A 23,650-nucleotide genomic window follows, 5' to 3' on the forward strand; every position below is an offset into this window, starting at 1 on the left:
GTGAGGAGGGAGCAAGCTCCCTCATTGGCGGATCATTCGCCTTCGTCGAAGTAGTTGTTGATCAGTTCGACCAAGGCGTCCATAGCTTCCTGAGCCTGTTCGCCTTCGGTGCTCAAATGGATTTTGGTGCCCTTGCCAGCCGCGAGCATCATCATCGCCATGATGCTTTTACCGTCCACTGCTGTCTCGGGCGTGCGGCCGACTCTTATCGTAGTCTCCGGAAACTTGCCGGCCACGCCGACAAATTTGGCCGATGCCCGGGCATGCAGGCCCAGCTTATTGATGATTTCGATTTCACGAGCAGGCATCGCGGTGTGAATCCTTTAGGTGAGGTCGCGGTGGCGAACCTGGACGTTCTTCAGGGTTTTCTGCAGGGCCTGACCCAGGCGTTCGGTCAGGTAGACGGAGCGGTGGTGCCCGCCGGTGCAGCCAATGGCAATGGTGACGTAGGCGCGGTTGCTGGCGGCGAAACGTGGCAGCCACTTGTTCAGATAGGCGTAGATGTCCTGATACATTTCTTCGACATCCGGCTGTTCCGCCAGGTACTCGGCCACTGGTGCATCGAGACCCGACTGCGCACGCAGCTCCGGTTTCCAGTACGGATTGGGCAGGCAGCGGACGTCGAAGACCAGATCGGCATCGACTGGCATGCCGCGCTTGAAACCAAACGATTCGACCAGGAACGCCGTACCCGGCTCGGGCTGATTCAACAGGCGTAACTTCAGGGTGTCGCGCAGTTGATACAGATTGAGGTGGGTGGTGTTGATTTTCAGGTCGGCCAGATCGGCGATCGGGCCGAGCAGGGCGCTTTCATCGTGGATGGCTTCGGCCAGGGAGCGATTGGCGTTGCTCAACGGGTGACGACGACGGGTCTCGGAAAAACGCTTGAGCAGGGTTTCTTCGTCGGCGTCCAGATAGAGCACATCGCACTTGATATGCTTGGCCCGCACGTCTTCGAGCAATTCGGGGAAACGAGACAGATGGCTCGGCAGGTTGCGCGCATCGATCGATACCGCGACCAGCGGCTGCGCCAGCTCGGTGTGGATCAACGCGCGCTCGGCCAGTTCCGGCAGCAAGCCGGCCGGGAGGTTGTCGATGCAGTAGTAACCGTTGTCTTCAAGGACATTCAGGGCGGTACTTTTACCCGAGCCCGAACGGCCACTGACGATGATCAAACGCATGATTAGTGCCCGTTCTGCTCGTCCAGTACAACCTGGTACAAGGCCTCGTTGCTCGGAGCGCTGCGCAGTTTTTCGCGCACTTCCTTGCGGTCGAGCATGCTGGCGATCTGGCGCAGCAATTCCAGGTGCGCATCGGTCGCGGCTTCCGGGACCAGCAGCACGAACAGCAGGTCCACCGGGGCGCCGTCGATGGCGTCGAAATCGATCGGGGCTTCGAGGTGCAGCAGCGCGCTGACCGGCGCCGTGCAGCCCTTGAGGCGGCAGTGGGGAATGGCGATGCCGTTGCCGAAACCGGTGGAGCCGAGTTTCTCACGGGCGATCAGCGCCTCGAAGACATCCTGCATCGCCAGATCCGGCACTTCGCGGTGGATCAGGTTGGCAATCTGTTCGAGGGCTTTTTTCTTGCTGCCGCCCGGCGCGTTCACCTGGGAACGGCCGGGGGTCAGGATGGTTTCAAGTCGGATCATGGGATAGGGGGGTTAACGACCGGTTGCGCCCTGGAGGAGGCTCTGGGTCTTTTCCTTATGCTTTTTGAGTTGGCGATCCAGCTTGTCGGTGAGTGAGTCGATCGCAGCATACATGTCGGTATCTTCTGCGTTGGCGACCACTTCGCTGCCGGGGATATGCAAGGTGGCTTCGATCTTCTGCTTCAGCTTTTCGACGCACATCGTGACCTGCACGTTGGTGATCTTGTCGAAATGTCGCTCCAGTCGTTGGAGTTTTTCCTCGATGTAGGAACGCAGAGGTTGGGTCACTTCCAGTTGGTGTCCACTGATGTTGACTTGCATACAGCTTCTCCTTCGTTGCCAGTGCATAAAGCGGCAGGCCGAAAAGCCTGCCACTGGAACGCTGTAACGTGGCTTACATCAACCGCTTGCGTTCGCTCGAAGGCGCGATTCCGAGGGATTCGCGGTACTTGGCGACGGTGCGGCGAGCCACCTGAATGCCTTGTGCCTCCAGTAAACCAGCGATCTTGCTGTCACTCAACGGCTTTTTCTGATTTTCCGCCGCGACCAGTTTCTTGATGATCGCGCGAATCGCCGTGGACGAGCATTCGCCGCCTTCGGAGGTGCTGACGTGGCTGGAGAAAAAGTATTTCAGTTCATAAATACCGCGCGGGGTATGCATGAATTTTTGGGTGGTCACCCGTGAGATCGTCGACTCGTGCATGCCGACCGCTTCGGCGATGTCATGCAGCACCAGCGGCTTCATCGCTTCGTCGCCATATTCGAGGAAACCGCGCTGATGTTCGACGATCTGCGTGGCCACTTTCATCAGGGTTTCGTTGCGGCTCTGCAGGCTCTTGATGAACCAGCGGGCTTCCTGCAACTGATTGCGCATGAAAGTGTTGTCGGCGCTGGTGTCGGCACGCTTCACAAAACCGGCGTACTGGGCGTTGACGCGCAGGCGTGGCACCGATTCCTGGTTCAGTTCCACCAGCCAGCGCTCGTTGTCCTTGCGCACGATCACATCGGGAATGACGTATTCGGCTTCGGTCGATTCGATCTGCGAGCCCGGACGCGGATTGAGGCTCTGCACCAGTTCGATGACCTGGCGCAGTTCGTCTTCCTTGAGCTTCATGCGCCGCATCAACTGGCTGTAATCGCGGCTGCCGAGCAGGTCGATGTAATCGGCGACCAGACGTTTGGCCTCGGTGAGCCACGGCGTCTTCGCGGGCAGCTGGCGCAATTGCAGCAGCAGGCATTCGCTGAGGTTGCGTGCGCCGATCCCGGCGGGCTCGAATTGCTGGATGCGATGCAGGACGGCTTCGATTTCGTCGAGCTCGATGTCCAGTTCCGGGTCGAACGCTTCGAGAATTTCTTCGAGCGTTTCGTCCAGGTAACCCTGATTGTTGATGCAATCGATCAGGGTCACGGCGATCAGGCGATCGGTGTCGGACATCGGCGCCAGGTTCAGTTGCCAGAGCAGATGGCTCTGCAGGCTCTCGCCGGCGGAAGTGCGGGTGGTGAAATCCCACTCGTCGTCATCGCTGCTGGGCAGGCTGCTGGCGCTGGTCTGATAAACATCTTCCCAGGCGGTGTCTACCGGCAGTTCGTTGGGGATGCGCTCGTTCCATTCGCCATCTTCAAGGTTGTCCACCGTCGGCGCGGCTTCCTGATACGAGGGTTCCTGGATTTCGGCGGGCTTCTGTTCGGCGTTGTCGGCCAAGGGGTCGGCGTTATCGAAGTCGTCGCCTTCTTCCTGGCGTTCGAGCATCGGATTGGATTCCAGAGCCTCCTGGATTTCCTGTTGCAGGTCCAGGGTCGACAATTGGAGCAGGCGGATGGCCTGTTGCAGCTGCGGTGTCATCGTCAGCTGCTGGCCCATTCTCAAGACTAGCGATGGTTTCATGGCAGGGGCTTAACACCTTATTCGCCGGCGCTTTGCGCCATCCACTACAGGGCGCCGAAGCGCCAAACTTAAGCAAATTATATGCCTGAAACTGAAGTGTTTGCCTAGAGCGCTGTAACAATTAAAGCGGATAAATGCGCCTTGAATCGATACAGCGCTGGCGCGCTTACAGGCGGAACTCGTGACCCAGATACACTTCCTTGACCAGATCGTTGGCCAGGATGGTCTCGGCATCGCCTTCAGCGATCAGTTGACCGTCGTTGACGATGTAAGCGGTTTCGCAGATATCCAGCGTCTCACGGACGTTGTGGTCGGTGATCAGCACCCCGATGCCCTTGGCCTTGAGGTGGTGGATGATCTGCTTGATGTCGCCGACCGAGATCGGGTCGACACCGGCGAACGGTTCGTCGAGCAGGATGAATTTCGGCGCAGTGGCCAGAGCGCGAGCGATTTCCACCCGGCGACGCTCGCCACCGGACAGGCTCATGCCGAGGTTGTCGCGGATGTGGCTGATGTGGAATTCCTGCAACAGGCTTTCCAGCTCCTTGCGACGACCGGCCTTGTCGAGTTCAGGACGGGTCTCGAGGATCGCCATGATGTTGTCGGCGACCGACAGTTTGCGGAAGATCGACGCTTCTTGCGGCAGATAGCCGATACCGGCCTTGGCGCGGCCGTGCATCGGCTGGTGGCTGACGTCCAGATCATCGATCAGCACCCGGCCCTGATCGGCCTGCACCAGGCCGACGATCATGTAGAAGCAGGTCGTCTTGCCGGCGCCGTTCGGGCCGAGCAGGCCGACGATCTGCCCGCTGTCGATCGACAGACTGACGTCACGCACGACCTGGCGGCTTTTATAGGCCTTGGCCAAGTGCTGAGCTTTCAGAGTTGCCATTACTGGGATTTCTCTTCGGTTTTCTTCTTCGGCTGGATCACCATGTCGATGCGCGGACGCGATTCGGTGACCTTGCTGCCCGTGGCGCGACCGGCGCTGGCCAGTTTCTTCACGGTGTCGTAGACGATTTTTTCGCCCTGGGTGACGTTGTTATCCTTGTCGATAACCTTGGCCTTGTCGATCAGCACCACGCGGTTCTGCTGGGCGTGGTATTGAATCGTCACGCCGTAGCCCTTGACCGGGTTGGCGTCGCCCTGGGTCTGCAACTGCTCGAAGTAAGCCAGGTTGCCCACCGAGGTCACCACGTCGATATCGCCGTTGGGCGCGCGAGTCATGGTCACCGTGTTGCCTTTAACGATCATCGAGCCCTGGGTAATGATCACGTCACCTTTATAGGTGGCGATGCCATTCTTGTCGTCCAGTTGGGCGTCGTCGGCCTGAATGCGGATAGGTTGCTGCTGATCGTTCGGCAGGGACCAGGCGCTCGCGCTTCCCAGTGCTGCGCCCAGACTGAGCAAAATAGGGAGGGTTTTAACGAGCCTCATACTGTCCTCTTACGTTCGATTGCAGGTGTATCCTGCTGTCCTTCAGGTACGCTTTCATTCCGACGCCAGTCGACACGCCGCCAGCGCCCTCGATTCTAACGGGTTGCGCAGTCTGCGCATATTCCTGCTGCGGGAACACCGTCATGCGGGTGCTGGTGATCAGGGTGCCGCGCTTTTTCTCATCGGTGCGCTGTACGCGGACCGAATCGATCAATTCCACTTCGGTACCGCCCGAGTTCACTTCGCCGCGCTCGCTGGTCACGTGCCACGGGAAGTCGGTGCCGCGATACATGTTCAAATCAGGCTTGGTCACCAGCGTGACATCGGTGGCCTTGACGTGCTCGGCCTTGTCGGAGGTCATCTCGTATTGCACCTTGCCGTCGGGCAGGTACTGGATGGTGTGCGTGTTGGTCGCGTACCAGTCGATCGGGTTCTCGGCAGTCGAGACCGGCGGCTTGTCGAGGAAGCGTTCCGGGCTGATGTTCCAATAGCCGACCGCGGCGAAAATCGCCGCGATGCAGCCGAACAGCAGGAAGTTGCGAAACTTTTTGCTAAACATGGTCTGGCTCACAGGTACGCGGCGTTGGCCGCTTCAAGGCGGCCCTGGGCGCGCAGGATCAATTCGCAGAATTCGCGGGCGGCACCTTCGCCGCCACGGGCGCGGGTAACGCCGTGGGCGTGTTCGCGGACGAAATCGGCAGCGTTGGCCACCGCCATGCCCAGCCCTACGCGGCGGATTACCGGCAAGTCTGGCAGATCGTCGCCCAGATAGGCGACTTCTTCATAGCTTAGGCCCAGTTGTGCGAGCAGGCCGTCGAGCACCACCAATTTGTCTTCGCGCCCCTGAAACAGATGCGGGATGCCGAGATTCTTCGCGCGGCGCTCGACCACCGGGGTCTTGCGACCGCTGATGATCGCGGTTTGCACGCCGGCATTCATCAGCATCTTGATGCCCTGGCCGTCGAGAGTATTGAAAGTCTTGAACTCGCTGCCGTCTTCGAGGAAGTACAGCCGACCGTCGGTGAGTACACCGTCGACATCGAAGACTGCCAGTTTGATCGCTTTGCCGCGTTGCAGCAGATCGTTGCTCATTACATGACTCCTGCGCGCAGCAGATCGGAGAGGTTGAAGGCGCCGATCGGGCGATCCTCCTCGTCGACGACTACCAGGGCGCTGATTCGATGGTCTTCCATGATTTTCAGGGCTTCGGCGGCAAGCATGTCGGGCCGCGCGGTTTTGCCATGTGCGGTCATCACTTCGTCGATGGTCGCGTTGCGAATGTCGATGGTGCGATCCAGGGTGCGGCGCAAATCACCATCGGTGAAGATCCCGGCGAGTTTGCCGTCGGCCTCAAGGATAGCGGTCATGCCGAGGCCCTTGCGGGTCATTTCCATCAGCGCATCCTTGAGCAGGGTGCCGCGTTGGACCTGCGGCAGTTCCTCCCCGGCGTGCATGACGTTTTCCACTTTCAGCAACAGGCGCCGGCCAAGTGCGCCGCCCGGATGCGAGAAGGCAAAATCTTCGGCGGTAAAACCACGCGCTTCCAGCAAGGCCACGGCCAGGGCGTCTCCCATGACCAGCGCTGCGGTAGTCGAAGACGTCGGTGCCAGGTTCAACGGGCAGGCTTCGTGCTCAACGTGCACATTGAGATTGACCTCGGCAGCCTTCGCCAGCGGCGACTGCGGGTTGCCAGTGACGCTGATCAGCTGGATGCCCAGGCGTTTGATTAATGGCAGCAGGGTAATGATTTCGTTGGTCGAGCCGGAGTTCGACAGCGCCAGAATCACGTCGTCGCGGGTGATCATGCCCATGTCGCCATGGCTGGCTTCGGCGGGATGGACAAAAAACGCCGGAGTGCCGGTGCTGGCCAGGGTCGCGGCGATCTTGTTGCCGATGTGCCCGGATTTGCCCATGCCGACCACGACCACACGGCCCTTGCTGGCCAGAATCATCTCGCAAGCGCGTACGAAATCGGCGTCGATATGGGCCATCAAGCCTTGGACGGCTTCCACTTCGAGGCGGATGGTGCGTTGTGCCGATTGAATCAGGTCGCGGGTTTTGCTCATGTCAGAATCGTATGGGCCGATGAAAAGGCGGCGATTATAGCGGTTATGTGGCAAAGCCTCACGCAAGTTCGTCGTGCTTTGTCATTACTGGTTACCAAAACCCTCTGAAAGTCGCTGCGACCCTCATCTGTCGGCGATTCAGGCCGGGTTCTCGCTTGGGCGCTCAGCCTTTGCAGTGATATAGTTCGCCGCCAGTTCGGCCTGCCCGGGATGCAGGTGTTTCCGAGGAAAGTCTGGCATCCCAGTGAGAGGCTGCATCGCAAGGAGTTTAGATGAGTGCCGATAACGCCTACGCGGTCGAGCTGAAGGGAGTCTCCTTCAAGCGCGGTGCGCGGAGCATTTTCAATAACGTCGATATCCGCATCCCGCGCGGCAAGGTCACCGGCATCATGGGGCCTTCCGGCTGCGGCAAGACCACGCTGCTGCGTCTGATGGGCGCGCAGTTGCGCCCGTCCAGCGGCGAAGTCTGGGTCAACGGGCAGAACCTGCCGACGCTGTCGCGCAGCGATCTGTTCGATGCGCGCAAGCACATGGGCGTGCTGTTTCAGAGCGGTGCGCTGTTCACCGACCTCGATGTGTTCGAGAACGTGGCCTTTCCGCTGCGGGTTCACACGCAACTGCCGGAAGACATGATCCGCGACATCGTCCTGCTCAAGTTGCAGGCCGTGGGGCTGCGCGGTGCCATCGAACTGATGCCGGACGAGCTGTCCGGCGGCATGAAGCGCCGCGTCGCGCTGGCCCGGGCGATTGCCCTCGATCCGCAGATTCTCATGTACGACGAGCCTTTCGTGGGCCAGGACCCGATCGCCATGGGCGTGCTGGTGCGACTGATCCGCCTGCTCAACGATGCACTGGGCATCACCAGTATCGTGGTGTCTCACGATCTGGCGGAAACCGCGAGCATTGCCGACTACATCTATGTAGTGGGCGATGGTCAGGTGCTGGGGCAGGGCACGCCGGATGAGCTGATGAATTCGGATGAGCCGCGTATCCGCCAGTTCATGACCGGCGATCCCGATGGCCCGGTCCCGTACCATTTTCCAGCGACGGATTACCGCGCAGATCTTCTGGGGAAGCGCTGATGCGCAGAATTTCATTGATGGAACGCGTGCGTCGGTTCGGCGAATCGGCGATCGACGCGGTCGCGGTGTTTGGTCGGGCGACCCTGTTCCTGTTTCACGCCCTGCTGGGCCGTGGCGGTATCAGCGGTGGTTTCGGCCTGTTGGTCAAGCAGCTGCACTCGGTCGGCGTCATGTCGCTGGTGATCATCGTGGTCTCCGGCATTTTCATCGGCATGGTGCTCGCGCTGCAGGGCTTCAGCATTCTTTCCAGCTATGGTTCAGAGCAGGCTGTGGGGCAGATGGTCGCCCTGACGTTGCTGCGTGAACTGGGGCCGGTGGTCACGGCGTTGCTGTTTGCCGGTCGCGCCGGTTCGGCATTGACCGCCGAGATCGGCAACATGAAATCCACCGAGCAGTTGTCCAGCCTGGAAATGATCGGTGTCGATCCGCTCAAGTACATCATTGCCCCGCGCCTGTGGGCCGGGTTCATTTCCCTGCCGGTGCTGGCGATGATCTTCAGTGTCGTCGGCATCTGGGGCGGTTCGTGGGTCGCGGTCGACTGGCTGGGCGTCTACGAAGGCTCCTACTGGGCGAACATGCAGAACAGCGTGACCTTCACCAGCGACGTGCTCAACGGCGTGATCAAGAGTGTGGTTTTCGCTTTCGTCGTGACGTGGATCGCCGTATTCCAAGGCTATGACTGTGAACCCACTTCCGAGGGAATCAGTCGTGCCACCACCAAGACCGTGGTGTTTGCCTCGCTGGCAGTGCTCGGTCTGGACTTTATTCTGACCGCTTTGATGTTTGGAGATTTCTGATGCAAAACCGCACCCTGGAAATCGGTGTCGGCCTGTTCCTGCTGGCAGGGATCCTGGCTTTGCTGCTGCTCGCCTTGCGCGTCAGCGGCCTGTCTCCGACTTCGTCTACCGACACCTATAAGTTGTATGCCTATTTCGACAATATCGCCGGTCTGACGGTCAGAGCCAAAGTGACCATGGCCGGTGTGACCATCGGCAAGGTCACCGCCATCGATCTGGATCGCGACAGTTTCACCGGTCGGGTCACGCTGCAGGTGGATAAAAAGGTCGACAACCTGCCGGTTGATTCGACTGCGTCTATCCTCACCGCGGGCCTGCTGGGCGAGAAATACATCGGTATCAGCGTCGGCGGTGAAGACACTCAGTTGAAAGACGGTGGAACCATCCATGACACGCAGTCGTCACTGGTACTGGAAGACCTGATCGGTAAATTCCTGCTCAATACCGTTAGCAAAGACGCCAAATGAGGAGCTTTTGAATGATCTCTATCTTGCGACGTGGCCTGTTGGTGTTGCTCGCGGCCCTGCCGTTGATGGCTAACGCTGCACCGGGACAATCGGCTCATGACCTGATTCAGGACACCACGAACCGGATGCTTGCCGATTTGCAGGCCAATAAAGAGAAGTACAAGCAGGATCCGCAGGATTTCTATGCGGCGCTGAATAGCATCGTCGGTCCCGTGGTGGATGCCGAGGGCATCTCCAAAAGCATCATGACCGTGAAGTATTCGCGCAAGGCCACGCCTGCGCAGATGCAGCGCTTCCAGGAAAACTTCAAGCGCGGTCTGTTCCAGTTCTACGGCAACGCTCTGCTGGAATACAACAACCAGGGCATCACCGTTGACCCGGCCAAAGACGAATCGGGCGACCGCACCAGCGTCAACATGACCGTCAAGGGCAGCAACGGCGCGATCTATCCAGTGCAGTACACCCTTGAGAAGATCAATGGCGAGTGGAAGCTGCGCAACGTGATCATCAACGGCATCAACATCGGCAAGCTGTTCCGTGACCAGTTCGCCGACGCCATGCAGCGCAATGGCAACGATCTGGACAAGACCATCGATGGCTGGGCCGGTGAAGTGGCCAAGGCCAAGCAGGAAACCGACAAAGCCGCCGCGAAGCCAGCCCAATGAGTGAGGCGGCAGTACGGATGAGTGATGTCGACGAATTGGTACTCAGCGGCGTGCTGGATTACCGCACCGGGCCTGACCTGCGCAAGGAAGGGCAGGCGCTGATCAAGTCGAGCAAGGCGTCGGCGCTGGTCATCGATTGTTCGGCGGTGCAGAAGTCCAGCAGCGTCGGCCTGTCGTTGCTGCTGTGCTTCATGCGTGATGCTCAGGCGGCCGGCAAGGCCGTCAGCATCCGCGCGATGCCCGAAGACATGCGCGAAATCGCTCAGGTCAGCGAGTTGACCGAGCTGTTGGCGCACCCCTGAACCCTCATCTATAAAGAAGCCCCCCGTCAGAGTCCTGCGTTGCGGGGTTCGCAGGCGCGGGGCTTTTTTGTATGATGTCCGACCCGTGCGCACAGGGCGCCGATTGAGGTTGAGCATGCAGGCCGTAGAAGTGAAGAGCTTCCTTGAAGGAAAGCTGCCAGGAACGCTGGTAGAAGTTGAAGGCGAAGGCTGCAACTTCCAGCTGAACGTGATCAGCGATGAACTGGCGGCGTTGAGCCCGGTGAAGCGTCAGCAGCAGGTCTATGCCCATTTGAACCCATGGATCGTCGATGGCAGCATCCATGCGGTCACTATGAAATTTTTCAGCAGCGCGGCCTGGGCCGAGCGCACCTGAGCCCTAGGGCGTCGAGATACTAATGGATAAATTGATTATTACCGGTGGCGCTCGTCTTGATGGCGAGATCCGCATTTCCGGGGCAAAGAACTCTGCCCTGCCGATCCTGGCCGCGACCCTGCTGTGCGATGGCCCGGTGACCGTTGGCAACCTGCCGCACCTGCACGACATCACCACCATGATCGAGCTGTTCGGGCGCATGGGCATTGAGCCTGTGATCGACGAGAAGCTCAGCGTCGAAATCGACCCGCGCACCATCAAGACTCTGATCGCGCCGTACGAGCTGGTGAAAACCATGCGTGCGTCGATCCTCGTACTGGGCCCGATGGTCGCGCGTTTCGGTGAGGCCGAAGTCGCACTGCCTGGCGGTTGCGCCATCGGTTCGCGTCCGGTCGACCTGCACATCCGTGGTCTCGAAGCCATGGGCGCGGTCATCGACGTCGAAGGCGGCTACATCAAGGCCAAGGCGCCTGAAGGTGGCCTGCGCGGCGCGCACTTCTTCTTCGACACCGTCAGCGTGACCGGTACCGAAAACATCATGATGGCCGCAGCACTGGCCAAAGGTCGCAGCGTGTTGCAGAACGCCGCCCGCGAGCCTGAAGTGGTTGACCTGGCGAATTTCCTCAACGCCATGGGCGCCAAGGTTTCCGGCGCCGGCACCGACACCATCACCATCGATGGCGTCGAGCGTCTGGGTTCGGCTTTCTATAAGGTCATGCCTGACCGTATCGAAACCGGCACCTACCTGGTTGCTGCAGCCGTCACCGGTGGCCGCGTCAAGGTCAAGGACACCGATCCGACCATCCTCGAAGCGGTGCTGGAAAAGCTGCGTGAAGCCGGCGCGGAAATCACCTGCGGTGAAGACTGGATCGAGCTGAACATGCACGGCAAGCGCCCGAAAGCGGTCAACGTGCGCACCGCGCCGTACCCGGCGTTCCCGACCGACATGCAGGCACAGTTCATTTCGCTCAACGCCATTGCCGAAGGCACCGGTGCGGTGATCGAGACGATCTTCGAAAACCGCTTCATGCACGTTTACGAACTGCACCGCATGGGCGCCAAGATCCAGGTCGAAGGCAACACCGCGATCGTCACCGGTACCGAAATCCTCAAGGGCGCGCCTGTGATGGCCACCGACCTGCGGGCTTCCGCCAGTCTGGTGATCTCGGCACTGATGGCCGAAGGCGACACGCTGATCGACCGCATCTACCACATAGACCGTGGTTACGAGTGCATCGAAGAAAAACTGCAGATGCTCGGCGCCAAGATCCGTCGCGTTCCGGGCTGATCGCTGCAGCGGGACACACGGACGTGTCCACTGAATTCGTTTCGAGTCGAGGGTGTGCGCACCCTCGATGTGTGTCCGGCGCCGATTGCGACCGGGCATGAGTACCTTGATAAGGACTGACTTTTCCCATGTTGACCATCGCACTGTCCAAGGGCCGCATCCTTGACGACACTCTGCCGCTTCTCGCTGAAGCGGGCATCGTGCCGACCGAGAATCCGGACAAGAGCCGCAAGCTGATCATCCCCACGACCCAGGACGACGTGCGTCTGCTGATCGTGCGCGCCACCGACGTGCCGACGTATGTCGAGCATGGCGCAGCCGACCTCGGCGTCGCCGGTAAGGACGTGCTGATGGAATACAGCGGCCAGGGCCTGTACGAGCCGCTGGACCTGCAGATCGCGCAGTGCAAGCTGATGACCGCCGGCAAGATCGGCGCGGCCGAGCCCAAGGGTCGTCTGCGCGTGGCGACCAAGTTCGTCAATGTTGCCAAGCGTTACTACGCCGAGCAGGGCCGTCAGGTCGACATCATCAAGCTGTACGGCTCGATGGAACTGGCGCCGCTGATCGGTCTGGCCGACAAGATCATCGACGTGGTCGACACCGGCAATACCCTGCGCGCCAACGGCCTGGAGCCACAGGAACTGATCGCCACGATCAGCTCGCGCCTGGTGGTCAACAAGGCTTCAATGAAAATGCAGCACGCCCGAATCCAGGCGTTGATCGACACCCTGCGCAACGCAGTGGAATCGCGACACCGCGGCTGATCTACCTGCGTGGCCCAAGGCCGCGCCGTCTATCCGCCTCATAGCCAGAATTCTCAGGTGCCCAAGCGGATCGAATGCTAGTTTCGGGCGCCTGAGTTATTTGCCATTCCTATGAGGCTCTCGCTATGACCGCAACCACTGCAATTCGCCGACTCAACGCTGCTGACCCGGATTTCGCGCATCATCTGGATCATCTGCTGAGCTGGGAAAGTGTGTCTGACGACTCGGTCAATCAGCGCGTGCTGGACATCATCAAGGCTGTGCGCGAGCGCGGTGACGCGGCGCTGGTCGAGTTCACCCAGAAGTTCGACGGCCTCGAAGTCGCCTCGATGGCCGAGCTGATCCTGCCGCGCGAGCGCCTCGAGCTGGCCCTGACCCGCATCACCGTGCCACAGCGCGAAGCACTGGAAAAAGCCGCCGCCCGGGTGCGCAGCTATCACGAAAAACAGAAGCAGGATTCCTGGAGCTATACCGAAGCCGACGGCACGGTGCTCGGCCAGAAAGTCACGCCGCTGGATCGTGCCGGCCTGTATGTGCCGGGTGGCAAAGCGTCGTATCCGTCGTCGGTGTTGATGAATGCGATTCCGGCCAAGGTTGCCGGCGTGACCGAAGTGGTCATGGTCGTGCCGACCCCGCGCGGTGAGCTCAACGAACTGGTGCTGGCCGCTGCCTGCATCGCCGGTGTTGACCGGGTATTCACCATCGGCGGTGCGCAAGCGGTTGCTGCGCTGGCGTACGGCACTGAAAGCGTGCCACGTGTCGATAAAGTCGTCGGCCCGGGCAACATCTACGTCGCCACGGCCAAGCGTCATGTGTTCGGCCAGGTCGGCATCGACATGATCGCCGGCCCTTCGGAAATCCTTGTGGTCTGCGATGGCCAGACCGATCCGGACTGGATCGCCATGGACCTGTTCTCCCAGGCCGAGCACGATGAAGACGCGCAAGCGATTCTGGTCAGCCCCGACGCCGAGTTCCTCGACAAGGTCGCCGCGAGCATCGACAAACTGCTGCCGACCATGGACCGCGCAACCATCATCGAGACCTCGATCAATGGCCGCGGCGCGCTGATCCAGGTGAGCGACATGGCCCAGGCCATCGAAGTCGCCAACCGCATCGCGCCGGAACACCTGGAGTTGTCGGTCGCTGATCCGCAAGCCTGGCTGCCGCAGATCCGTCACGCTGGCGCGATCTTCATGGGCCGCCACACCTCCGAAGCGCTGGGCGACTACTGCGCCGGCCCGAACCACGTCTTGCCGACTTCGGGCACTGCGCGTTTCTCCTCGCCGCTGGGTGTCTACGATTTCCAGAAACGTTCTTCGATCATCTTCTGCTCCGAAGCCGGTGCTTCGGAACTGGGCAAGACTGCATCGGTACTGGCCCGTGGCGAATCGCTTAGCGCCCACGCGCGTAGCGCCGAATACCGCATCAAAGATGAAGACTTTCTGAAAGAGCAGGGGGAATGAGCATGAGTAAATTCTGGAGCCCGTTCGTCAAGGATCTGGTGCCGTACGTACCGGGCGAACAGCCGAAGCTGACCAGACTGGTCAAGCTCAACACCAACGAAAACCCCTACGGCCCGTCGCCAAAAGCATTGGCGGCGATGCAAGCCGAGCTCAATGACAACCTGCGCCTGTACCCGGACCCGAACAGTGATCTGCTGAAAAACGCCGTGGCCGAATACTACGGCGTGCAAACCAGTCAGGTGTTCCTCGGCAACGGTTCGGACGAAGTGCTCGCGCACATTTTCCACGGTCTGCTGCAACACGATCAGCCGCTGCTCTTCCCGGATATCAGCTACAGCTTCTATCCGGTCTATTGTGGGCTCTATGGAATTGAGTTCGACGCGGTGCCGCTGGATGCGCAATTCCAGATCAACCCGGCGGACTACGCCAAGCCGAACGGCGGGATCATTTTCCCCAACCCGAACGCCCCGACCGGCTGCCTGCTGGCGCTGGACGCCGTCGAGCAAATCCTCAAGGCCAGCCCGGATTCGGTGGTCGTGGTGGACGAGGCCTACATCGACTTCGGCGGCGAAACCGCGATCAGTCTGGTGGACCGCTATCCGAACCTGCTGGTGACACAGACATTGTCCAAGTCCCGCTCGCTGGCCGGCCTGCGCGTCGGCCTGGCGGTAGGGCATCCGGATCTGATCGAGGCGCTGGAGCGCATCAAGAACAGCTTCAACTCCTATCCGCTGGATCGTCTGGCGATTGTCGGTGCGGCGGCGGCGTTTGAAGATCGCGAATATTTCGACGAGACCTGTCGTCAGGTGATCGAGAGCCGCGAGTGGGTGGTGGCGCAGTTGCAGGCCAAAGGCTTTGAAGTGCTGCCGTCGGCGGCGAACTTCATCTTCGCTCGCCACCCGGAGCATGACGCGGCGGGGCTGGCGGCGAAACTGCGCGAGCAGGGCGTGATCGTGCGGCACTTCAAGCAAGAGCGGATTGCGCAGTTCTTGCGGATTTCGATTGGCACGCCGGAGCAGAATCAGGCGCTGATCGATGGGCTCGGCGACCTCTAAAAGCAAAAGCCCCTCACCCTAACCCTCTCCCATAGGGAGAGGGGACTGATCGGGGGATATTGCTGAGGTACGCCGACCTGAATTTGCTTTACCGAATCCATAATCGACTCGCTCTTTCAGGTCGATGTATCCCGCAAGATAACTCGGTCGGCTCCCTCTCCCCCGGGAGAGGGCTGGGGTGAGGGGAGCTTTTTATTCGTGATGCGGCTCGCCAAGGAACGTCAGCGAACTGAACAACCCTCGACTATCCACATCCACACTGTCCTTCACCGGCACTTCAACCTGCGCCGCAATCACATTCAAACCCTCATTTCTCACCAGCACCTGCGCACGCCCATCCGTGTCGGTCTCGGTGCTCAGCGTATTCGGCGCGCTGCGATAGTCGCCGTACAACTTCACCCCCGCCGCCGGTTTACCATCGAGCAACACCCGCACCGGCAACGATTTGCCCGGCCCTACCGTCAGCGGATCGACCTCCGGCAGGATCAGCAGTTTGATTTGATCCAGCTTCGGCAACTTTGCCCCCGGTTGATAAATCGCCAGGCTGTACTTGAACGTTTGTGTGGCCTCGGTGGCGCCGGGCACTTTGCTGCGTCCTTCGTTGATCCACTTCTTGTCCGCCGTCTGCGACCACATGCCATTGTTCAGCGCTACGGCCATCACTGCCGGCGGCTTCAACGGTTTCAGCCGTGCATGATCAGCCAGGCGCTCGACGCTGACCGGGATCATCTTGCCGCCCGCGTCATAAGCCCAGGCACCGCTGATTTTCTGCGCCTTGAAGGCGTTGTCTTCGGCGCCGTGGCCGTAGATCACTTCGATATTGCCGCGCCGTTCCTCTGTCCACAGGCCGTGGGCCGAAACCTGGCCTGCGAACAGCGCAGCGATGAGCAGAAGGGGTTTGCCGTAGTGCATGGTGACGTCCTTTTACAGGTTGAGTGTCAGGCTGACGGTGAAATTGCGCGGTTCGCCGGGGTTGACCCAGTAGTTGCTGTAGGAGCGCTCGTAGTATTTCTCGTCGAAGATGTTGTTCAGGTTCAGGCCGACCGTGACGTTGTCGCTGGCCTTGTAGTGCGCGAGCAGGTCGACGGTCTGGTAGGCCGGCAATTCGAAGTCGCTGCCTGACTCGCCCGAACGGTCGCCGACGTAAGTGAACGCTGCGCCGACGTCTGAACCGCGCAGATGGCCATCCTGAAATTCATACACACCCAGCAGGCTGCCGCTGCGTTTGGCCACGCCGAGGATGCGGCTGCCGGCGGGAATGGTCGCGTCACCCTTGGTCACCTCGGCGTCGATGTAGGCGAAGGCGCCGATGACCCGCACCGCGTCGGTCACCTGGCCGCTCAATTGCCAATCGAAACCCCGGCTTCGCGCCTTGCCCATGGCGCGGCTGGTGTCGGTGCCCGGATCGAGGGCGAGGACGTTTTCCTTGTCGATGTGGAAGAAGGCGAGGGTGCTGCTCACACGCTCATCGAACAATTCGTTCTTGATCCCCACTTCGTAACCGACGCCTTCTTCCGGATCGAAGGATTTGCCCGAAGCATCCAGCCCGTTGTTCGGTTTGAACGAGGTCGAGGCGTTGGCGAACAGGCCAGTGTTCGGCGTGAGTTGATAGAGCAGGCCGGCGCGTTGGGTCAGCGCGTCGTGGCGCTGCTGGCTCTTGGCGTTACGGCTGTGGTCGTCGATGCGCTGATCGAAGTGTTCGAAGCGCGCGCCGAGCATGCCGCGCAGCTTATCGGAGAAGATGATCTGGTCCTGCAGGTTCAACGCATGGCTTTCGACGTGTTCGAAGAAGTCAGTGCCCGAGCGCGCACCGTTGGGTTTTGGCTGGCCGTAGACCGGCTTATAGATGTCGATGGCGTAGGGGCCGCCGGCGACGGTGGTGACGCGTTCGTCCTTGCGGTAATTCTCGTACTCGGTGCCCACCAGCAATTCATGCTGCCACGGGCCGAGGTCGAACAGACCGCGCAGTTCCAGTTGGGTGATGCTGTCGTGCCAATTCGTATCGCGTTCGCGCAAGCGGCGGTTGACCGTGTGGCCGTCGGCGTTCAGCGCGCGTTGTTCCGTGGCGTCGCCCCAGAGCTTGCCTTCCTTGAAGTGGCTGGCCAGACGCAGTTTCCAATTGTCGTTCAGATGGTGCTCAAGCGTGGCCTGAAGCAGGTTGTTGTGGTTGTCGATATTGCCGTCGTTGGGTTCGCCCAGGAACGTCGAACGCGATACGCCGCTCCATTTATTGTTTGGCGCCACCACGCCGCGATCGAACGTCGAGTTGTGACGAACGATTTCGCTTTCCACCAGCAGCGAGGTGTCCGGGTTCAACTGCCAACTGATCGAGGGCGCGACGAAGACCCGCTGGCTGTCGACGTGATCGCGAAAGCTGTGGTTGTCCTCGACGGCGAGATTGATGCGCGAGAGTACGTCGCCCTGTTCATCGAGGGGCGTATTGACGTCCAGCGCGGTGCGATAGCGGTCCCAACTACCGGCGCTGGTTTGTAGAGTGGTGAACGCTTGCGGCTGGGGTTTCTTGGTGACGATGTTCACCGTGCCGCCGGGATCGCCTCGACCGTAGAGGCTGGCGGCCGGGCCTTTGAGCACTTCGATGCGTTCAATGTTGGCCGCATCCGGCGTGCTCGGGTAGCCGCGATTGGCGCTGAAGCCATCCTTGTAGAACTCGGATGTGGTGAAGCCGCGCACGCTGTATTCGTACAGGGTCAGGCCGCCGAAGTTGTTCTGTTTCGATACCCCGCCAGCGAAATCCAGCGCGCGTTCAACGCTGGCGCTGCCCAGATCCGAAAGCACGCTGGCCGGGACTACGCTGATGGCTTGCGGGATATCGCGAATCGCCGTGTCGGTTTTGGTCGCACTGGCGGAGCGAGTCGCGCGATAGCCGCTGACCGGGCCGGTAGGAGATTCATAGTCGGAGGTGACGCTGATGGCTTCGAGCTCAACGGGCTGCGGTTCATCGGCGAAGGCGGGATCGCAGAGCAAACCCAGGGTCAGGCCCAGCAGCGAAGCCTTTTTTCGAGACGACATGTTATGTTGTTCCAATTGTCAGAATTGAAACAATATAACATGCCCGTTGAGAATGTCTGTTATTCGCGCCGCTGGCGCGAAAACATTTTTACTCTTCTTTTTCTTTCACTGGTGCCGGCGGTGGACGCAGGCCGATTTCAGCGCTCAGCTTCAGCTCCTTGCCGTTGCGCATGACCTGGATCGTCACCTTGTCAGTCGGTTTGATTCGCGCCACCTGGTTCATCGAACGGCGACCATCGCCGGCCGGTTCGCCATCGATACTCAGAATCACATCGCCCAGCTGCAGGCCGGCTTTCTGCGCCGGGCCGTCACGGAAAATCCCCGCGACGACAATTCCCGGGCGCCCGGACAAGCCAAACGACTCGGCCAGTTCCTGGGTCAGCGGTTGCACTTCAATGCCCAGCCAGCCACGGATCACCTGACCGTGCTCGATGATCGACTTCATGACTTCCATCGCCAGTTTCACCGGAATGGCAAATCCGATGCCTTGCGAGCCGCCGGACTTGGAGAAGATCGCCGTGTTGATGCCGGTGAGGTTGCCATTGGCATCGACCAGCGCACCGCCGGAGTTGCCCGGGTTGATCGCCGCGTCGGTCTGGATGAAGTCTTCGTAATTGTTCAGGCCCAACTGATTACGCCCGGTGGCGCTGATGATGCCCATGGTCACGGTCTGGCCGACGCCGAACGGGTTGCCGATGGCCAGCGCGACGTCGCCGATGCGAATGCTGTCGGAGCGGCCGACGGTGATCGCCGGGAGGTTTTTCAGGTCGATTTTCAACACCGCGAGGTCGGTTTCCGGGTCGCTGCCAATCACCCGTGCCAGCGTCTCGCGACCATCCTTGAGCGCCACGACAATCTGGTCGGCGCCGCTGGTGACGTGGTTGTTGGTGAGGATATAGCCCTCCGGGCTCATGATCACGCCGGAACCGAGGCTCGATTCCATGCGCTTCTGTTTCGGCGAGTTGTCACCGAAGAAGCGGCGGAACTGCGGATCCTCGAACAACGGATGCGCCGGTTTGTTGATGACCTTGGTGGTGTACAGGTTAACCACCGACGGTGCGGCGATACCTACCGCATCCGCATAGGACACCGGCCCCTGTTGCACGATCGTTGTCTGTGGCGCCTGTTGCAGATTGACGTCGAGGCTCGGTAGCCCGACCCACTCGGGGTAACGCTGAATAATCAACAGAGCGATAAGCACACCGGCCAACAGTGGCCAGCCGAAAAAACGCAGCGCCTTGAGCATTAAGCACGTTCCTGGAAAGGTTGCAGGCGAGGTCAGACCGCCCATAATGTCGCGCATTATACGAGGCCGCGCGTGCCTCTGAACGGGATATTTAGGAGTCTTTCATGGCCGTTGCCCTCAGCACCCTCGTCGAAGAAGCCGACCGTTACCTGACCAGTGCGAAAATTGCCGATTATTGCCCCAACGGTTTGCAGGTCGAAGGCCGCCCGCAGGTGATGCGCATCGTCAGTGGCGTTACCGCCAGCCAGGCTTTACTGGACGCCGCCGTGGAAGCCGAGGCCGATCTGATCCTGGTCCACCACGGTTATTTCTGGAAAGGCGAAAACCCCTGCGTCACCGGCATGAAACAGCGTCGCTTGAAAACCCTGCTCAAGCACGACATCAGTCTGCTGGCGTATCACCTGCCGCTGGATCTGCACCCGGACGTCGGCAACAACGTGCAACTGGCGCGTCAGCTCGACATCACTGTCGAAGGGCCGTTGGACCCGAGCGACCCGAAAGTCGTGGGTCTGGTCGGTTCGCTGAATGAGCCGATGACTGCCCGGGATTTCGCGCGCAAGGTACAGGAAGTCATGGGCCGCGAGCCACTGTTGATTGAAGGCAGCGGCATGATCCGCCGCGTCGGCTGGTGCACCGGTGGCGGCCAGGGTTATATCGATCAGGGCGTGGCGGCGGGGGTCGACCTGTTCATCAGTGGCGAGGCCTCCGAGCAGACGTTTCACAGTGCGCGGGAAAACGACATCAGCTTCATCGCCGCCGGCCATCACGCCACCGAACGCTATGGCGTGCAGGCGCTGGGCGATTATCTGGCGAAGCGCTTTGCCCTTGAGCACATCTTCATCGACATCCCGAACCCTATCTGACACACCGCGTTTCCCCTGTAGGAGTGAGCCTGCTCGCGATAGCTTTGTCATATCCAACATAGCTGTGACTGATTCACCGCTATCGCGAGCAGGCTCACTCCTACAGGGGGCTTTGCGCCCAAACGAGTGGGCATATTCATATACCCTTTCGATCTAGTTGGCGTCCTGATTAGAAGAGGTCGCTGTGCTAGGATTCCCCGCTCGAACACGGCCCGCTGGCCGTTCATAAGAAAGCTTTCGTGAGTAGCCATGGTCGACAAACTGACGCATCTGAAACAGCTGGAGGCGGAAAGCATCCACATCATCCGCGAGGTGGCCGCCGAGTTCGATAACCCGGTGATGCTGTACTCCATCGGTAAAGACTCCGCCGTGATGCTGCACCTGGCACGCAAGGCGTTCTTCCCGGGCAAACTGCCGTTTCCGGTGATGCACGTCGACACCCGCTGGAAATTCCAGGAGATGTACAAGTTCCGCGACAAGATGGTCGAAGAACTGGGCCTGGACCTGATCACCCACATCAACCCCGATGGCGTGGCGCAGAACATCAACCCGTTCACCCACGGCAGCGCCAAGCACACCGACATCATGAAAACCGAAGGCCTGAAGCAGGCACTCGACAAGCATGGTTTCGACGCAGCCTTCGGCGGTGCCCGTCGCGATGAAGAGAAGTCCCGCGCTAAAGAGCGCGTGTACTCGTTCCGCGACAGCAAGCACCGCTGGGACCCGAAAAACCAGCGTCCCGAACTGTGGAACGTCTACAACGGCAAGGTCAACAAGGGCGAATCCATCCGTGTATTCCCGTTGTCGAACTGGACCGAGCTGGACATCTGGCAGTACATCTACCTCGAAGGCATCCCGATCGTGCCGCTGTATTTTGCCGCCGAACGCGAAGTGATCGAGAAGAACGGCACGCTGATCATGATCGACGACGAGCGCATCCTTGAACACCTGTCCGACGAAGACAAAGCGCGCATCGTGAAAAAGAAAGTGCGGTTCCGCACCCTGGGCTGCTACCCGTTGACGGGCGCGGTAGAGTCCGAGGCCGAAAGCCTCACGGACATCATTCAGGAAATGCTCCTGACGCGAACTTCCGAGCGCCAAGGCCGGGTCATCGACCACGATGGCGCAGGCTCGATGGAAGACAAAAAACGTCAGGGTTATTTCTAAGGGGTTGTCATGTCGCACGCATCTGATTTGATCAGCGAGGACATCCTCGCCTACCTGGGCCAGCACGAACGTAAAGAGCTGCTGCGCTTTTTGACCTGCGGTAACGTCGACGACGGCAAGAGCACCCTGATCGGGCGCCTGCTGCACGACTCGAAGATGATCTACGAAGATCACCTCGAAGCGATTACCCGCGACTCGAAGAAATCCGGCACTACCGGTGACGACATCGACCTGGCGTTGCTGGTCGACGGTCTGCAGGCCGAGCGTGAGCAGGGCATCACCATTGATGTGGCCTACCGCTATTTCTCCACCGCCAAGCGCAAATTCATCATCGCCGACACCCCCGGCCATGAGCAGTACACCCGCAACATGGCCACCGGTGCATCCACCTGTGACCTGGCGATCATTCTGGTCGATGCCCGTTACGGCGTGCAGACCCAGACCCGTCGCCACAGCTTCATCGCTTCGTTGCTGGGCATCAAACACATCGTCGTCGCGATCAACAAGATGGACCTGAAGGACTTCGATGAAGGCGTGTTCGAGTCGATCAAGGCCGACTACCTGAAGTTCGCCGAAGGCTTGAAGATGAAGCCGACCAGCATGCACTTCGTGCCGATGTCTGCCCTCAAGGGCGACAACGTGGTGAACAAGTCCGAACGCTCGCCGTGGTACACCGGCCAGTCGCTGATGGAAATTCTCGAGACCGTGGAAGTGGCGGGCGATCGCAATTTCACCGACCTGCGTTTCCCGGTGCAGTACGTCAACCGTCCGAACCTGAACTTCCGTGGTTTCGCCGGCACCCTGGCCAGCGGCATTGTGCACAAGGGCGACGAAGTCGTAGTGCTGCCGTCCGGCAAGAGCAGCCGGGTGAAGTCCATCGTCACGTTCGAAGGTGAGCTGGAACACGCAGGTCCCGGTCAGGCGGTGACGCTGACCATGGAAGACGAAATCGACATCTCCCGTGGCGACCTGCTGGTGCATGCCGACAACGTGCCGCCGGTCACCGACAGCTTCGAAGCGATGCTGGTGTGGATGGCCGAAGAGCCGATGCTGCCGGGCAAGAAATACGACATCAAACGTGCCACCAGTTACGTGCCAGGCTCGATTGCCAGCATCGTCAACAAGGTCGACGTCAACACCCTGGAAGAAGGCCCGGCGAGCGCGTTGCAGCTCAACGAAATCGGCAAGGTGAAGATTGCACTCGATGCACCGATCGCCCTCGACGGTTACGAAAGCAACCGCACCACCGGCGCATTCATTGTCATCGATCGCCTGACCAACGGCACCGTTGGCGCCGGCATGATCGTCGCTCAGCCAGTAGCTCATGGCACCGCCACGCACCACGGCAAACTGGCTCACGTGGCAACTGAAGAACGTGCCCAGCGCTTCGGCCAGCAACCGGCCACCGTGCTGTTCAGCGGCCTGTCCGGTGCGGGTAAAAGCACCCTGGCGTATGCGGTCGAGCGCAAGCTGTTCGACATGGGCCGTGCGGTGTTTGTACTGGATGGCCAGAACCTGCGTCACGATCTGAACAAAGGTCTGCCACAGGATCGCGCCGGTCGCACCGAGAACTGGCGTCGTGCTGCACACGTGGCGCGTCAGTTCAACGAAGCGGGCCTGCTGACATTGGCCGCCTTCGTTGCGCCGAGCGCTGAAGGTCGCGAGCAGGCCAAGGAACTGATCGGCAAGGATCGTCTGCTGACGGTCTACGTGCAGGCATCGCCAACCGTCTGCGCCGAGCGTGATCCGCAAGGTCTGTATGCCGCTGGCGGCGACAATATCCCTGGCGAATCCTTCCCCTACGACGTGCCGCTGAACGCCGATCTGGTGATCGACACCCAGTCGCTGAGCCTGGAAGAAAGCGTCAAGCAAGTGCTGGAGCTGCTGCGTCAGCGTGGCGCCATATAAGCGTTAGCGCCAAATAAAAAGCCCGCCGATGAGCAATCATCGGCGGGCTTTTTATTCGGGCCAGCTCGGTCAATTGTAGGAGTGAGCCTGCTCGCGATAGCGGTGTGTCATTCAACAATGGTGGCGGCTGATCCACCGCTATCGCGAGCAGGCTCACTCCTA

General features: G+C 60.2%; 26 protein-coding genes. 13 read left to right on the forward strand and 13 right to left on the reverse strand.

The features are described from left to right. Positions 1–32: 32 nt before the first annotated feature. The 10 genes from LIS66_RS04235 to LIS66_RS04280 form a co-directional block, all read right to left on the reverse strand. A complete protein-coding gene (locus LIS66_RS04235; RefSeq protein WP_123418211.1) occupies positions 33–308 on the reverse strand; it encodes an HPr family phosphocarrier protein in 276 nt (91 codons plus the stop codon). Between the two features lie 15 nt (positions 309–323). Continuing rightward, positions 324–1,181 (reverse strand): RNase adapter RapZ, encoded by an 858-nt coding sequence (rapZ, locus tag LIS66_RS04240; RefSeq protein ID WP_042608760.1) that lies wholly within the window; start codon positions 1,179–1,181, stop codon positions 324–326. A gap of 2 nt (positions 1,182–1,183) precedes the next feature. Further along, the gene (gene ptsN, locus LIS66_RS04245; protein WP_042608759.1) at positions 1,184–1,648 is read right to left on the reverse strand and encodes a PTS IIA-like nitrogen regulatory protein PtsN; all 465 of its coding nucleotides are present in this window, start codon (positions 1,646–1,648) and stop codon (positions 1,184–1,186) included. A gap of 12 nt (positions 1,649–1,660) precedes the next feature. Then, the gene (gene hpf / locus LIS66_RS04250) at positions 1,661–1,969 is read right to left on the reverse strand and encodes a ribosome hibernation-promoting factor, HPF/YfiA family (RefSeq protein WP_007912419.1); all 309 of its coding nucleotides are present in this window, start codon (positions 1,967–1,969) and stop codon (positions 1,661–1,663) included. Between the two features lie 73 nt (positions 1,970–2,042). Then, on the reverse strand, positions 2,043–3,533 hold the full coding sequence (locus LIS66_RS04255; RefSeq protein ID WP_042608757.1) for an RNA polymerase factor sigma-54: 1,491 nt from the start codon (positions 3,531–3,533) through the stop codon (positions 2,043–2,045). Positions 3,534–3,699: 166 nt separating this feature from the next. Next, a complete protein-coding gene (lptB, locus tag LIS66_RS04260) occupies positions 3,700–4,425 on the reverse strand; it encodes an LPS export ABC transporter ATP-binding protein (protein ID WP_024011621.1) in 726 nt (241 codons plus the stop codon). Further along, the gene (lptA, locus tag LIS66_RS04265; protein ID WP_016771679.1) at positions 4,425–4,970 is read right to left on the reverse strand and encodes a lipopolysaccharide transport periplasmic protein LptA; all 546 of its coding nucleotides are present in this window, start codon (positions 4,968–4,970) and stop codon (positions 4,425–4,427) included. The genes lptB and lptA overlap by 1 nt, the downstream gene beginning before the upstream one ends. After that, positions 4,957–5,529 carry an LPS export ABC transporter periplasmic protein LptC gene (lptC, locus tag LIS66_RS04270; protein ID WP_042608756.1) on the reverse strand — a complete coding sequence of 191 codons (573 nt, stop codon included), beginning with the start codon at positions 5,527–5,529 and terminating at the stop codon, positions 4,957–4,959. The genes lptA and lptC overlap by 14 nt, the downstream gene beginning before the upstream one ends. 8 nt (positions 5,530–5,537) lie before the next feature. Beyond that, the gene (locus LIS66_RS04275) at positions 5,538–6,062 is read right to left on the reverse strand and encodes a KdsC family phosphatase (protein WP_016771677.1); all 525 of its coding nucleotides are present in this window, start codon (positions 6,060–6,062) and stop codon (positions 5,538–5,540) included. Further along, positions 6,062–7,036: a KpsF/GutQ family sugar-phosphate isomerase gene (locus LIS66_RS04280; protein ID WP_042608754.1), complete on the reverse strand. Its 975-nt coding sequence runs from the start codon at positions 7,034–7,036 to the stop codon at positions 6,062–6,064. The genes LIS66_RS04275 and LIS66_RS04280 overlap by 1 nt, the downstream gene beginning before the upstream one ends. A 272-nt stretch (positions 7,037–7,308) precedes the next feature. On the opposite strand from LIS66_RS04280, the gene LIS66_RS04285 reads away from it, so the two are divergent. The 10 genes from LIS66_RS04285 (at position 7,309) to hisC (ending at position 15,274) form a co-directional block, all read left to right on the forward strand. Then, positions 7,309–8,118 (forward strand): ATP-binding cassette domain-containing protein, encoded by an 810-nt coding sequence (locus LIS66_RS04285; RefSeq protein ID WP_039759369.1) that lies wholly within the window; start codon positions 7,309–7,311, stop codon positions 8,116–8,118. Beyond that, entirely contained in the window at positions 8,118–8,915 is a 798-nt protein-coding gene (gene mlaE / locus LIS66_RS04290; protein ID WP_042608753.1) for a lipid asymmetry maintenance ABC transporter permease subunit MlaE, read from the forward strand. The genes LIS66_RS04285 and mlaE overlap by 1 nt, the downstream gene beginning before the upstream one ends. Next, positions 8,915–9,382 carry an outer membrane lipid asymmetry maintenance protein MlaD gene (mlaD, locus tag LIS66_RS04295; RefSeq protein WP_016771673.1) on the forward strand — a complete coding sequence of 156 codons (468 nt, stop codon included), beginning with the start codon at positions 8,915–8,917 and terminating at the stop codon, positions 9,380–9,382. Before mlaE ends, mlaD begins: the two co-directional genes overlap by 1 nt. An 11-nt stretch (positions 9,383–9,393) precedes the next feature. Continuing rightward, positions 9,394–10,047 (forward strand): MlaC/ttg2D family ABC transporter substrate-binding protein, encoded by a 654-nt coding sequence (locus LIS66_RS04300; protein WP_042608752.1) that lies wholly within the window; start codon positions 9,394–9,396, stop codon positions 10,045–10,047. After that, entirely contained in the window at positions 10,044–10,349 is a 306-nt protein-coding gene (locus LIS66_RS04305) for an STAS domain-containing protein (protein WP_039759362.1), read from the forward strand. The genes LIS66_RS04300 and LIS66_RS04305 overlap by 4 nt, the downstream gene beginning before the upstream one ends. Before the next feature lie 115 nt (positions 10,350–10,464). After that, positions 10,465–10,704: a BolA family protein gene (locus tag LIS66_RS04310; protein WP_042608750.1), complete on the forward strand. Its 240-nt coding sequence runs from the start codon at positions 10,465–10,467 to the stop codon at positions 10,702–10,704. 22 nt (positions 10,705–10,726) lie between these two features. Then, positions 10,727–11,992: a UDP-N-acetylglucosamine 1-carboxyvinyltransferase gene (gene murA, locus LIS66_RS04315; RefSeq protein WP_042608749.1), complete on the forward strand. Its 1,266-nt coding sequence runs from the start codon at positions 10,727–10,729 to the stop codon at positions 11,990–11,992. 128 nt (positions 11,993–12,120) lie between these two features. After that, the gene (gene hisG, locus LIS66_RS04320) at positions 12,121–12,756 is read left to right on the forward strand and encodes an ATP phosphoribosyltransferase (protein ID WP_016771668.1); all 636 of its coding nucleotides are present in this window, start codon (positions 12,121–12,123) and stop codon (positions 12,754–12,756) included. A gap of 125 nt (positions 12,757–12,881) precedes the next feature. Then, entirely contained in the window at positions 12,882–14,219 is a 1,338-nt protein-coding gene (gene hisD / locus LIS66_RS04325) for a histidinol dehydrogenase (protein ID WP_227973696.1), read from the forward strand. 2 nt (positions 14,220–14,221) lie between these two features. Further along, entirely contained in the window at positions 14,222–15,274 is a 1,053-nt protein-coding gene (gene hisC, locus LIS66_RS04330; protein WP_227973697.1) for a histidinol-phosphate transaminase, read from the forward strand. A gap of 192 nt (positions 15,275–15,466) precedes the next feature. Here hisC and LIS66_RS04335 read toward each other — a convergent pair whose 3' ends face one another. The 3 genes from LIS66_RS04335 to algW form a co-directional block, all read right to left on the reverse strand. Further along, positions 15,467–16,186 (reverse strand): DUF4198 domain-containing protein, encoded by a 720-nt coding sequence (locus tag LIS66_RS04335; RefSeq protein WP_065615793.1) that lies wholly within the window; start codon positions 16,184–16,186, stop codon positions 15,467–15,469. 12 nt (positions 16,187–16,198) lie between these two features. After that, positions 16,199–18,304 carry a TonB-dependent siderophore receptor gene (locus tag LIS66_RS04340; RefSeq protein ID WP_227973698.1) on the reverse strand — a complete coding sequence of 702 codons (2,106 nt, stop codon included), beginning with the start codon at positions 18,302–18,304 and terminating at the stop codon, positions 16,199–16,201. A gap of 88 nt (positions 18,305–18,392) precedes the next feature. Then, positions 18,393–19,550 carry a Do family serine endopeptidase AlgW gene (algW, locus tag LIS66_RS04345; protein ID WP_042608743.1) on the reverse strand — a complete coding sequence of 386 codons (1,158 nt, stop codon included), beginning with the start codon at positions 19,548–19,550 and terminating at the stop codon, positions 18,393–18,395. A 104-nt stretch (positions 19,551–19,654) separates the two neighbouring features. Between algW and LIS66_RS04350 the strand changes: the two genes are divergently transcribed. From LIS66_RS04350 to cysN, 3 genes are all read left to right on the forward strand, one after another. Further along, positions 19,655–20,413 carry a Nif3-like dinuclear metal center hexameric protein gene (locus LIS66_RS04350; RefSeq protein WP_227973699.1) on the forward strand — a complete coding sequence of 253 codons (759 nt, stop codon included), beginning with the start codon at positions 19,655–19,657 and terminating at the stop codon, positions 20,411–20,413. A 249-nt stretch (positions 20,414–20,662) separates the two neighbouring features. Continuing rightward, positions 20,663–21,580 (forward strand): sulfate adenylyltransferase subunit CysD, encoded by a 918-nt coding sequence (gene cysD, locus LIS66_RS04355; protein WP_007912374.1) that lies wholly within the window; start codon positions 20,663–20,665, stop codon positions 21,578–21,580. Positions 21,581–21,589: 9 nt separating this feature from the next. After that, positions 21,590–23,488, forward strand: a complete 1,899-nt coding sequence (cysN, locus tag LIS66_RS04360; RefSeq protein ID WP_083354229.1) for a sulfate adenylyltransferase subunit CysN — start codon at positions 21,590–21,592, stop codon at positions 23,486–23,488. Positions 23,489–23,650 lie beyond the last annotated feature (162 nt).

Origin of the sequence: Pseudomonas sp. HN2 (genome assembly GCF_020736465.1) — a bacterium.
Taxonomy (GTDB): Bacteria; Pseudomonadota; Gammaproteobacteria; order Pseudomonadales; family Pseudomonadaceae; genus Aquipseudomonas; species Aquipseudomonas moraviensis_A.